The sequence below is a fragment of the Cupriavidus pauculus genome (genome assembly GCF_002858765.1).
GTDB lineage: Bacteria > Pseudomonadota > Gammaproteobacteria > Burkholderiales > Burkholderiaceae > Cupriavidus > Cupriavidus pauculus_B.
Genome location: NZ_PJRP01000001.1, coordinates 191409 through 203640 on the forward strand (window position 1 = coordinate 191409; position 12232 = coordinate 203640).

General features: G+C 66.2%; 9 protein-coding genes. 8 read left to right on the top strand and 1 reads right to left on the bottom strand.

Annotated features, from left to right (window positions below):
* Positions 1–238: 238 nt before the first annotated feature.
* The 4 genes from CYJ10_RS00860 (at position 239) to CYJ10_RS00875 (ending at position 3156) form a co-directional block, all read left to right on the top strand.
* Positions 239–1621 (top strand): cache domain-containing protein, encoded by a 1383-nt coding sequence (locus CYJ10_RS00860; RefSeq protein ID WP_101679695.1) that lies wholly within the window; start codon positions 239–241, stop codon positions 1619–1621.
* Positions 1622–1626: 5 nt separating this feature from the next.
* Positions 1627–2316 carry a response regulator gene (locus tag CYJ10_RS00865; RefSeq protein ID WP_101679696.1) on the top strand — a complete coding sequence of 230 codons (690 nt, stop codon included), beginning with the start codon at positions 1627–1629 and terminating at the stop codon, positions 2314–2316.
* Between the two features lie 190 nt (positions 2317–2506).
* Complete coding sequence (locus CYJ10_RS00870; protein WP_101679697.1) at positions 2507–2839, top strand: type II toxin-antitoxin system RelE/ParE family toxin; 333 nt, start codon at positions 2507–2509, stop codon at positions 2837–2839.
* Complete coding sequence (locus CYJ10_RS00875; RefSeq protein ID WP_101679698.1) at positions 2836–3156, top strand: helix-turn-helix domain-containing protein; 321 nt, start codon at positions 2836–2838, stop codon at positions 3154–3156. The genes CYJ10_RS00870 and CYJ10_RS00875 overlap by 4 nt, the downstream gene beginning before the upstream one ends.
* A 90-nt stretch (positions 3157–3246) precedes the next feature.
* Here the strand turns inward: CYJ10_RS00875 and CYJ10_RS00880 are convergent, their stop codons facing one another.
* Complete coding sequence (locus CYJ10_RS00880) at positions 3247–5100, bottom strand: phosphoenolpyruvate carboxykinase (GTP) (protein ID WP_101679699.1); 1854 nt, start codon at positions 5098–5100, stop codon at positions 3247–3249.
* A gap of 534 nt (positions 5101–5634) precedes the next feature.
* On the opposite strand from CYJ10_RS00880, the gene CYJ10_RS00885 reads away from it, so the two are divergent.
* The 4 genes from CYJ10_RS00885 to CYJ10_RS00900 all read left to right on the top strand — a co-directional run bounded on the left by CYJ10_RS00885 (position 5635) and on the right by CYJ10_RS00900 (position 12200).
* A complete protein-coding gene (locus tag CYJ10_RS00885; RefSeq protein WP_101679700.1) occupies positions 5635–6648 on the top strand; it encodes a D-2-hydroxyacid dehydrogenase family protein in 1014 nt (337 codons plus the stop codon).
* A 186-nt stretch (positions 6649–6834) separates the two neighbouring features.
* A complete protein-coding gene (locus tag CYJ10_RS00890) occupies positions 6835–7479 on the top strand; it encodes an MOSC domain-containing protein (RefSeq protein ID WP_101679701.1) in 645 nt (214 codons plus the stop codon).
* A 280-nt stretch (positions 7480–7759) separates the two neighbouring features.
* Positions 7760–9010, top strand: a complete 1251-nt coding sequence (locus CYJ10_RS00895; RefSeq protein ID WP_101679702.1) for an efflux RND transporter periplasmic adaptor subunit — start codon at positions 7760–7762, stop codon at positions 9008–9010.
* Positions 9011–9014: 4 nt separating this feature from the next.
* Positions 9015–12200, top strand: a complete 3186-nt coding sequence (locus tag CYJ10_RS00900) for an efflux RND transporter permease subunit (RefSeq protein ID WP_101679703.1) — start codon at positions 9015–9017, stop codon at positions 12198–12200.
* Positions 12201–12232 lie beyond the last annotated feature (32 nt).

The following is a 12232-nucleotide window of genomic DNA, read 5'->3' on the forward strand; positions in this document are numbered from 1 at the left end:
GACCCGGATCTTGTCGTGCAGGCAGACAGTGCTCTCAGGGGGCGGTATCGCCTGGGCCAGAGAGCACCTGCTGCGTCGGATTTGCGCAGCGGGCGGGCCCGGGCGCGTATCCGGCGTGTAGTATTGACACCCGCCCATGGCGGCACAAGCGCGAAACTACGCAACACCCGTGCGTAGTAGTACGTAGGCCGACGAGATCAAGCGGCCTTCCCGGCATCGGTGTTTACCCCCGGCTCAGATGAAACTCCGCCAAAAGATACTTTTGCTGGCCGTGGCGCCACTGGCCGTCGCGATGCTGGGCATTGCGCTGGCCGTGCGCTACCAGGCCACCGCGCTGGTGCGTCACGAACGCGCGCTGGTGGAAGCCGCCTACCTGCAAAGCAAGGAAGCCGAGCTGCGCCACTACGTGGACCTGGCCCAGAGTGCCATCGCGCCGATGGTGCAGTCGGGCCGCACCGACGACGCCACGCGCCAGGCCGCCATGGAGGCCCTGGCCCGGCTCGACTACGGCCCCGACGGCTACTTCTTCCTGTATGACCTGCAAGGTCGGAATCTGATGCATCCGCGCCAGCCGGAACTGGTAGGCCAGGACCTGTGGCTGATGCGTGATCCGCAAGGCGCGCTGACGATCCAGAAACTGGTGGCCGCTGCCAAGGCGGGCGGTGGCTCGGTGCGCTACATGTGGCAGAAGCCGTCGTCGAAACAGACCGTGCCCAAGCTGGGCTACGTGGTGGCCGTGCCCGGCTGGAGCTGGATGCTGGGTACCGGCATCTACCTGGACGATGTCGAACAGACGCTGCGGCAGCTTGACGCGCGCGCCGAGACCGATATCCGCGAGACCATGGCCTGGATCGGCGTGATCGCCGCCGTCAGCATCCTGCTGGTGGCTGCCAGCGGGCTCGCGCTCAATATCAGCGAACATCGCGAGGCCGACGCCAAGCTGCGCCAACTGGCGCAGCGCGTGGTGCAGTCGCAGGAGGAAGAGCGTGCGCGGTTGTCGCGCGAACTGCACGACGGCATTGGCCAGCTGCTGGTATCGGTCAAGCTGGTGCTGGAAGCCGCCACCAACCGCATCCGCCTGGCGCCATCCGAAAGCGCGTCGGTGGCGCCCATCCTGGGCATGGCGCTGAACCGGCTCGATTCCGCTTTCAATGAAGTACGACGCGTGGCGCGCAACCTGCGGCCCGCCCTGCTCGACGATCTGGGTTTGTACGCCGCGCTGCAGCACCTGGCGCGCGAGATGCAGTCCGGCAGCACGCTGCAGGTTGGGGTCACCCAGAGCGGGAAGCCCCGGGAACTGGCCGACGAACAGGCTACGGCGCTGTTCCGCATCGCGCAGGAAGCGCTGACCAACGTCGAACGCCACGCGCATGCCTCGCGCGTGGATGTCGAACTCGAATTTTCTCCATCGGCAACCCGCCTGACGGTGCGCGACAACGGCACCGGCTTCGACGTGGCCCGCATGCAGCACGACCCGCAGCGCGGTATCGGCCTGCGTAACCTGCGCGAGCGCATGGCGGCGCTGGGCGGCCAGTTCGACATCGTGTCGATGCCGTCGGGCACGCGGCTCGTGGCAATGCTGCCGGTGGTCACTCCCCCTTCCGATATTCCGCTGTCTTGACCCCTATGACCGTTGCGCACGACGACGATCCCGTCATTCCTCCCTCCAACGCCCCAGCCAGGGTGCTGCTGATCGACGACCACGCACTGGTGCGCGACGGCATGCGCATGCACCTGACGCTGCAGCCCAGCCTGGAGGTGGTGGGCGAAGCCGACGATGGCGAAGCCGCGCTGGCTTGGCTGGCCGGCGCCGGGCCGGCCAACCTGCCCGAGCTGGTGATCACCGACATCGGCATGCGCGGCATGGGTGGCATCGCGTTGGCCGGGGCGCTGCACGATGTGTACCCCGAAGTGGCCGTGCTGATCGTGTCGATGCACGACAACCTGGAATACGTGCGCCAGGCCATGCGGGCAGGCGCCCGCGGCTACGTGCTCAAGGACGCGCCGGCCGACGAGTTGATGGCCGCCATCCAAGCCGTGCTGGCCGGACGGGTGTTCTACAGCGCGCGCATCGCTCGCGGCATGGCCGAGCACGCGATCAGCCCGCTCGACGCCCTGACGCCGCGCGAACGCGACATCCTCCACGGCATCGGCCGCGGCCAGTCCAACAAGGACATCGCGGCGCGCCTGGGCGTATCGGTGCGCACCGTGGAAACCCACCGCCTCAACCTGAAGCGGAAGCTCGGCATCGAAGGCCGCGCGGAACTGGTGAAGTACGCGGTCCAGCAGCTTGGGATCGAGAGCGATCCGGCTTAGTTTGCACAGCGGGGGCTCCCTTGCGCCCCCAGCCGCCTTGCGCTGAAGCAGGGCGATATCACTTCAAGAATCGTCTTAACCCCAATCGACCGGGTACTGCGTAACGTCGCGGGATGCTGACGTGCGTTGCGCTTTCGCGGTGCCTTTGCTCGCATCGTGATCTGTTATACAATCAACATTGATCTGATAAATGATCGCGACACCCAACTACAAACGGCCTTTCCGGGACTTCGTCAAAAAAGCGGGCAGACCGCTTCAGAAGGTCATCGAAGACGAGGTGGAACTAGTTTGCGATGCGCCAGCGACCGGCGAACCGAAGGCGGGCGACCTGGCTGGCATCCGGGTACACAAATTCCGATTTCACCGGCAGGAATACCTGATGGCCTATCGGGGGCCGTCGCCTGAACAGGCCGCTGAAGGGATCGATATTGAACTCGTCATGATTGACTTCTATCAGGTGGGGCCACACGAGAACTTCTATGACCTTTTGAAGAGGTATCTCAGAGCAGAGAGGAACGCATGAAGACCATGACCGCACAAGCCCTGTTCAACGACCTGCGCCAGCTGCCGGCAGTCGAACGCGAAGCCTTTTTCCTGCTGGTGGGGCAGCAGGCTTTCCGCAACGAGAATTTCAGCCACGACGAAGTGTTTGGCGACCTGGCTGACGCCGAATTCACCGCCAGCGAAGCCGCCGAGTATCTTGAAGTCTCGATGGCCACGTTTCGGCGCTTCGTCCGTGATGGAAAGCTGACGCCGCACGCCGAGGTCGGGCGTAGCCAGCTGTTTGCCGTTGCGGCCCTGAAGGCGTTCAAGCGCCAGCGCAAGGCAATCAAGGGCTGACCCGGGTCTGCGCCCCAGGCACCCCGACAAACAAAAAAGCCGACCGGCGATGCCGGTCGGCTTTCGATGCAGCCTGTGCAGCCGGGGCGATCAGCCCAGGCGCTTGGCCAGGGCCAACTTGGTTTCCACCAGGGCCTGCGGCAGGTTGTGCTTGAGCTGGGTGAACAGTTCGTCGTGCAGGGCCAGTTCCTTCTGCCAGGCGTCCTGGTCGATCGACGTGACCAGGTCGAACTGCGCGGCCGTGAACGGCAGGCCGTCCCAGTTCAGGTCGGCGTAACGCGGCGACGTGCCGAACACGTGGTCCACGCCCTGGCCGCTGCCTTCCACGCGGTCGATCATCCACGACAGCACGCGCATGTTTTCACCGAAGCCCGGCCACACGAAGTTGCCGTCCGCGTCCTTGCGGAACCAGTTCACGCAGTAGAACTTCGGCAGCTTGGCGCCAGCGGCTTCCAGCTTCTTGCCCAGCGCGAGCCAGTGGCCGAAGTAGTCGCTCATGTTGTAGCCGCAGAACGGCAGCATCGCGAACGGGTCGCGGCGCACCACGCCTTGCTGGCCGGCGGCGGCAGCGGTGGTCTCCGAACCCATCGTGGCGGCCATGTACACGCCTTCGGTCCAGTTGCGGGCTTCGGTCACCAGCGGCACCGTCGTGCTGCGGCGGCCGCCGAAGATGAATGCATCGATGGCCACGCCAGCCGGGTTGTCCCAGTTGTCGTCGATCGACGGGCACTGCGACGCCGGCGCCGTGAAGCGCGCGTTCGGGTGGGCGGCCTTGGCGCCGGTTTCCTTGGCGATGGCCGGCGTCCAGTCCTTGCCCTGCCAGTCGATCAGGTGCGCCGGGGCTTCGCGGGTCATGCCTTCCCACCACACGTCGCCGTCATCGGTCAGCGCGACGTTGGTGAAGATGACGTTTTCCTTCAGGGTCGCCATCGCGTTGTAGTTGGTCTTCTCGCTCGTGCCCGGGGCCACGCCGAAGTAGCCAGCTTCAGGGTTGATCGCGTACAGGCGGCCGTCCTGGCCCGGCTTGATCCAGGCGATATCGTCGCCGATCGTGGTGATCTTCCAGCCATCGAAGCCCGTCGGCGGGATCAGCATGGCGAAGTTGGTCTTGCCGCAGGCCGACGGGAACGCGGCGGCCACGTGGTATTTCTTGCCCTCGGGCGAGGTCACGCCCAGGATCAGCATGTGCTCGGCCAGCCAGCCTTCGTCACGGCCCATTGTCGAGGCGATGCGCAGTGCAAAGCACTTCTTGCCCAGCAGCGCGTTGCCGCCGTAGCCCGAGCCGAACGACCAGATCTCGCGCGATTCCGGGAAATGGACGATGTACTTGGTCGGGTTGCACGGCCAGGCCACGTCCTTTTCGCCGGCCACCAGCGGCTTGCCCACGGTGTGGACGCACGGCACGAACTCGCCGTCGGTGCCCAGCACGTCATACACGGCGCGGCCCATGCGGGTCATGATGCGCATGTTCACGGCCACGTACGGGGAGTCGGACAGCTCCACGCCAATGTGGGCGATCGGCGAACCCAGCGGGCCCATCGAGAACGGCACCACGTACAGGGTGCGGCCGCGCATGCAGCCGTCGAACAGGCCGGCCAGCGTCGTGCGCATTTCGGCCGGGGCCGTCCAGTTGTTGGTCGGGCCTGCGTCTTCCTTCTTCTCGGAGCAGATGAAGGTGCGGTCTTCCACGCGTGCCACGTCGGACGGGTCGGACAGGGCCAGGAACGAGTTCTTGCGCTTGGCCGGGTTCAGGCGGCGCATGGTGCCCGCGGCCACCATCTGTTCGCACAGGCGGTCGTATTCTTCCTGCGAGCCGTCGCACCAGTAGATCTGGTCAGGCTTGGTGAGAGAGGCAATTTCTGCAACCCAGGCGACCAGTTTCTGGTTCTTTACCCAGGTCGGCACGTTCAGTGCCGGGGTGCCTTGCATGGTGGGGTGGTTCATCTGACTGCTCCAAAGCAAAAGGGAAACCGTGTCATGTCCGATCTGGGCGTTGCCGGGTCTTTCGGGGAAAGGCGGACGTCGGCGCGGCACGCCCGCGTTGGGCATGGCGCACTCGCTGGATGACCGTCACATCCCGTTACAACTCGGCGACGACCGAATCCGCGCAAATGGTCGCGGGGGTCCCTGCGGCTGCGCTACAGTTGCGCTTCGCCCGCTTTTGGCGGGTGGCAGGGTCCGGTCGGGCATTGTCCGGCGGCGAACAGGGGGCGGGAGCTTGGCTCGACCGCACTGTTGCCCGCACTGTTGCGCCGCGGAGGCGGGCAAGAATACCACTGTACGGACACCCTGTTTTTTGCTGCGCAGCATTGTTTCCCCTGCCAGAATGCCGGAAATCCCCCGCGCACCCTTGCCGTGCGGGGCCGCCCGCCGGGACTGTCATCTGTCAATGTTGCGTCAGGGAAGTCAACAATACTGTCGGTCGCGCGCTGATTCTGTGGCCGCGCGCACCAAGCCCCCGAGGTCAAAGAGTCACCCATGAAGATTGCCGTTCTCGACGATTACCAGGACGCCGTACGCAAGCTGCCGTGCTTTACCCTGCTGGAAGGGCACGACGTCAAGGTCTTCAACAACACCGTCAAGGGCGTAGGCCAGCTGGCCGCGCGGCTTTCGGACGTGGAAGCGCTGGTCCTGATCCGCGAACGCACGCGGGTAACGCGTCAATTGCTGGAAAAGCTGCCCAAGCTCAAGATCATCAGCCAGACCGGCCGTGCCGGCAGCCATGTGGACCTGGATGCCTGTACCGACCGTGGCGTGGTGGTGCTGCAGGGCGTGGGTTCGCCGGTGGCGCCGGCGGAACTGACCTGGGCGCTGATCATGGCCGCCCAGCGGCGCATTCCCCAGTACGTCGCCAGCCTCAAGCACGGTGCCTGGCAGCAGTCGGGCCTGAAATCGACCACCATGCCGCCGAACTTCGGCCTGGGCCAGGTGCTGCGCGGCCAGACGCTGGGCATCTGGGGCTATGGCAAGATCGGCCGCCTGCTGGCCGGCTACGGCCGCGCCTTCGGCATGAACGTGCTGGTCTGGGGCCGCGAGGCGTCGCAGCAGGGCGCGCGCGAGGACGGCCTGAACGTGGCCGAATCCGTCGAACAGCTCTTTGCCGACAGCGATGTGCTGTCGCTGCACCTGCGCCTGACGGACGAGACGCGTGGCATCGTCAAGCTGGCCGACCTGCAGCGCATGAAGCCCACGGCGCTGTTCGTCAACACCAGCCGTGCCGAGCTGATCGAGGAAAACGCCCTGGTGGCGGCGCTGAACCGGGGGCGCCCGGGCATGGCGGCCGTGGACGTGTTCGAGTCCGAGCCGATCCTGCAAGGCCACGCGCTGCTGCGCATGGAAAACTGCATCTGCACGCCGCACCTGGGATACGTGGAGCGCGACAGCTACGAGCTGTACTTCCGCACTGCCTTCCAGAACATCCTCGATGTGCTGGGCGGCAAGCACGACAGCATCGTCAATCCCAAGGCGCTGACGCCCGACCTGTCGCGCTGAGTCTGGCCGGGGCGCCGTCCCCGCCGCCAGCCGCCTGACGCACGCCTGCCCCGCGTGCGTCTGTTTCCCCACATTGCCCCCCTTCCAACGAGCGGACGAGCCGGTACACTCGGTTCAAAACGTCAGCGCGTGGCACCGCGTTCCGGTGCATGCGCGCAGGCCCCGCACACGCAAGGAGGGCGTACCGTGGCCGAATCCGATCCGCGTCCCAATCCCGCAGGCGCCGGTGGCACGGCTGTCGGTCGTGTGCTCGCGATCAATGTCGGCGTGGCCCTGCCCCTGGTGGTGGCCGGGGCCGGCACCGAGGCGGTGGTCATGTCGGCCATCCGCAAGCATCCCCTGAGCACCCTGCATCACCCGATTGCCGTGGGCGTGCATCGCCTTGGGCTGGCGGGCGACGAGCAGGTGGATCGCACCATTCACGGGGGGCCGGGCCGGGCCGTGTATGCCTATCCGATCGAACACTACACGTGGTGGAATGCGCGCCGCCGCGAGGCCGGCGTGGAAGAAGCCGAGCGGCCGCTGGCTTTTGGCGCGATGGGCGAAAACCTGACGACCCAGGGCCTGCTCGAAGCCGCGCTGTGGGTGGGCGACCGCCTGCGCGTTGGCGAAGTGGAACTTGTGGTGGAATCGCCACGTCGGCCCTGTTACAAGCTCAACGCGGTGATGGGGTATGCCCAGGCGGTGCGCGACATGACGCACAGTGGCTTTTCCGGCGTGTACCTGAGCGTGGTCCAATCCGGCGTGATCCGCGCCGGCGACAGCATGGTGCTGACGCCGGGCCCGCGCCAGGTCTCCATGGCGTGCCTGAGCCAGCGTTCTGGCGCCTGAATCGCCACGTGCCGCGAACATCGCGCATAAGCCCGCGTTAGTCCCGAGTTGAGTCGTCACGCATTTCTGCTAATGTTTTGCTTCTGATACAAGCAATTCGAGCGACCCTTCCCTGCTGGTCCAGACATCCTCCCCCGATGATGCTGTAATGGCTTGTAATACATCGCACTTTGCCTAGAAAGGGCAATGCGGTACTAGTAGCGATTTGCGCGGGCACGACCGGATCCAAGAAGCCGGGGCCATTTGGGGAGCGCGCCATGCTGCATTTGAGGGTCCTCACATGAAAACAGACGGGATCGACCAGCCGAAAGGCTTCGTCGATGGCAACTGGAGCGCGTCCACTTCGGCAGGACGCGGCCGCACATCGCCCTGGGTGGCCATTGCAGGGCTGGTGGTACTGGCTCTGGCAGGCTGGTTTGGCTGGAAAGCGTGGCTGGCACCGAAGCCGGTGGCCAAGGGCCCGGCCGTCACTACCGTGAGCACCGCGGTGGTCCGGCAGGCCGACGTGCCCGTGGAGGTGACCGCCAACGGCACCGTGACCGCGATGCAGACCGTGGACGTGCGTCCGCAGGTTTCCAGCACCGTGCGCACCGTACATATCAAGGAAGGCCAGTCCGTGAAGCCGGGCGACCTGCTGTTCACGCTGGACACGCGCATGGACGAGGCCAACCTGGCCAAAGCCCGTGCACAGCTGATGCGCGACCAGGCCGATCTGTCCGACGCGCGCCGCACGCTGGCCCGCAGCCAGGAACTGCTGCAGCGCAATTTCATCTCGCGCAGCGCGGTGGATACCGCCCAGGCCAAGGTCGACGGTTTTGAAGCCACGATCCGGGCCGACCAGGCTGCCATCGAGGCCGGCCAGGTGGCCATCAGCTACGGGCAGATCCGGGCCACCATCGGCGGCCGCACCGGCGTGATCAACGTGTTTCCGGGCTCGCTGGTGACGCCGGCCAACACCACTACCACGCCCGCGATGGTGACGGTCGCCCAGATCGCACCGATCACGGTGATGTTCACGCTGCCCGAGCGCCAGCTGGCCGCGCTGCGCGAGGCGCTGCAGGCGGGCCCGGTCACGGTGTCCGCGCAGCCCAACGACGGCAATCCGTCCCCGGTAAGCGGCAAGATCACGTTCGTCGACAATACGGTGGACCCGCAGTACGGCAGCATCCGCGTCAAGGCGATGTTTCCCAACGACGAGCACCGGCTCTGGCCTGGCACCTACGCCAATGTGAACGCGACGGTGCAGGTGCTGAAGAACGCGCTGAGCGTGCCGCCCCAGGCCGTGGTGACGGGGCCCGAGGGCCGGTTCGTCTACACCGTGCAGCCCGACAGCAAGGTGGCGCGCGTGCCCGTCAAGGTGGTGGTGACCACCGCCGCCGCCGCCGTGGTGGAAGGCGTGCCGCCGGGTGCCCGCGTGGTGACCGAAGGCGCGCAGAACCTGCGTCCGGGCACGCTGGTGCGCGAGGCCGCAGCGCGTGGTGCTTCGGCGCCCGCCGCCGCGGCGCCGGCATCGGCCAATAGCGGGCACTAAGACCATGTCGCTGTCCGAGCTCTGTATCCGCCGGCCCGTGATGACGGTACTGCTGTGCCTGGCCGTCATCGTCACGGGCATCGTGCTGTACCCGACGATTCCGATCGCGGCCCTGCCCAGCTTCAACTCGCCCGTGATCCAGGTCACGGCCACGCTGCCCGGCGCCAGCCCCGAGACCATGGCCGCGTCGGTGGCCACGCAGCTCGAGAAGCAGTTCGCCACGATCCCGGGCGTGACGGTGATCAGTTCGTCGAACACGCTCGGCAACTCGAGCATCACGATCGAATTCAACAGCGACCGCAATATCGACGACGCGGCCGTGGACGTGCAGGCCGCGCTGTTCCGCGCGCAGCGGTCGCTGCCGATCGAGATGACGGTGCCGCCGTCGTACCGCAAGGTGAACCCGGCCGATGCGCCGGTGATCTTGCTGGCCATCAACTCGCCGTCGATGAGCCTGGGCGAGCTGAACGCGTTTGGCGACAATCTGATCTCGCCCACGCTGGCCACGCTGCCCGGCGTGGCCCAGGTGCAGATCTTCGGGCAGAAGCGGTTCTCGGTGCGCGTACGCGCCCACCCCGACGCGCTGGCCGCCCGCGGCATGACGCTCGACGAACTGGCCACGGCGCTCAATCGCGCCAACGCCAACACGCCGGTGGGTACGCTGGACGGCGCGCGCCAGACGCTGACCATCCAGGCCAACCGCCAGATGACCAGCGCCGACGCGTTCCGCAACATCATCGTGGCCAGCCAGCCCAGCGGCGCCGTGGTGCGGCTGTCTGACGTGGCCGACGTGGAAGACAGCGTCGAGACGATCAAGACCGGCAGCTGGCTCAACAACGAGCGGTCGATCGTGCTGGCCGTGCTGCGCCAGCCCGACGCCAATACGGTGAAAGTGGTCGATGGCATCAAGGGCGCCCTGCCGCGTCTGGTGCAGCAGATGCCGGCGTCGGTCAATGTGAGCGTGGTGAACGACCGCTCGAACTCCATCCGCGAGTCGATCCACGACGTGCAGTTCACGCTGGCGCTGGTGGTGATGGTGATCTTCCTGTTCCTGCGCCGCGCGGCCGCCACGCTGATCCCCACCGTGTCGCTGCCGATCTCGCTGATCGGCACCGTGGCGCTGATGAAGGCGTTCGGCTACAGCCTCGACAACGTGTCGCTGCTGGCCATCACGCTGGCCGTTGGCCTGGTGGTGGACGACGCCATCGTGATGCTAGAGAACATCGTGCGTCACATCGAGGAAGGCGTGCCGCCGCTCAAGGCCGCGCTGGTGGGGTCGCGCGAGATGGGCTTCACCATCCTGTCGATCTCGATCTCGCTGGTGGCGGTGTTTATCCCGATCTTCTTCATGCCGGGCGTGATCGGCCTGCTGTTCCACGAATTCGCCGCAGTGGTGTCGCTGTCGATCTTGGTGTCGGCGCTGGTGTCGCTGACGCTGATTCCGATGCTGTGCGCGCGCTTCCTGTCGGCCGAAAACGTGCCCATCGATGAATCGCAGCATACCTATGGCGATCATCCGCAAGGCGCGCCGGCACACCACGTGCAGCAGAAGCAGACCATCGGCCTGCGTGCCACGCAGTGGTTTGAAGACCTGTTCGAGTGGACGCTGCACAAGTACGCGCACGGCCTGGACTGGTGCCTGGCGCACCGGCGCGTGGTGCTGGCGGCGGCGGGTTTGACGTTCGTGCTGACCGCCGTGCTGTTCGTGAAGATCCCCAAGGGCTTCTTCCCCGAGGAGGACATCGGCCAGATCCAGGTCAACGCCGAAGGGCCGCAGGATATTTCGTTCGATGCGATGTCCGAGCGCCTGCGTGACGCCGCCGAGCGCATCCGCGCCAACCCGGCGGTGAAGAGCGTGGTGGCGTCGATTGGCGGCGGCCCGTCGCCGGCCATCAACACGGGCCGCATGTTCGTGGAGCTGAAGCCGCTGGGCCAGCGCCCGAAGATGCCGCAGGTGGTGGAGTCGCTGCGCAAGGATGTGTCGGGTGTGCCGGGCCTGCAGGTGTACTTCTCGCCGGTGCAGAACCTGCGCCTGGGCGGCCGCCAGAGCAAGAGCCGCTACCAGTACACGCTGCAGAGCGTGAAGCCGGGCCAACTGCAGGAATTCAGCGACAAGCTCATGGCCAGGATGCGCGCAGAGCCGGTGTTCCGCGACGTGACCAGCGATTCGCAGCAGTCGGGCCTGGAGGCACAGCTGACCATCGACCGCGACAAGGCCAACGCGATGGGCGTGCAGATGCAGGACGTGCGCGCGGCGCTGTACACGGCGTTCGGCGAGCGGCAGGTGTCGACGATCTACACGCCGATCGACAACTACTACGTGATCCTGACCGCCGCCGATGTCGACCGCGTGGACGAGACCGCGTTCTCCAAGCTCTACGTGCGCAGCAAGACCGGGCAGATGGTGCCGGTGTCGGCGTTTGCCACGACCGAGCGCCGGGTGGGCCCGATCGCGGTGAACCACCAGGGCCAGTTGCCGTCGGTGACGGTGTCGTTCAACCTGGCCCCGGGTGCGGCGCTGGGCGATGCCTCGAAGCTGATCGACCGCTTCAGCAGGGAAATCGAGATGCCGTCGTCGATCTTCACCAGCTGGGGGGGCGACGCGGCCGTGTTCCAGTCGTCGCAGGCCACGCAGGTGGTGCTGCTGGTGGCGGCCATCGCAGTGATATACACGCTGCTGGGCGTGCTCTACGAGAGCTATATCCACCCGCTGACTATCCTGGCCGGCCTGCCGTCGGCGGCCATCGGCGCGCTGCTGACGCTGTTCATCTTCAACGTCGAACTGTCGCTGATTGCAACAATCGGCGTGCTGATGCTGATCGGTATCGTCAAGAAGAACGCAATCATGATGATCGACTTCGCGCTGGCGGCGCAGCGCGAGCACGGGATGGCGCCAGGCAAGGCAATCCGGCAGGCGTGCCTGCTGCGATTCCGGCCGATCATGATGACCACGTTCGCCGCCGTGATGGGTGCCCTGCCACTGGCGCTGGGCCTGGGCGCGGGCGCCGAACTGCGCCAGCCGCTGGGGCTGGCCGTGGTGGGCGGCCTGCTGTTCTCGCAGGTCATCACGCTGTTCATCACGCCGGTGATCTACCTGGCGCTGGACCGCTACTCGGGCACCGGCCCGCTGCAGATCGACGCCGAAGGCAATCCGCTGGAACAGAAGCAGCCCGAGGCGGTTGCGCACTGATTGACACCGTGAGTGCGTCCCCTCCCCGCGCG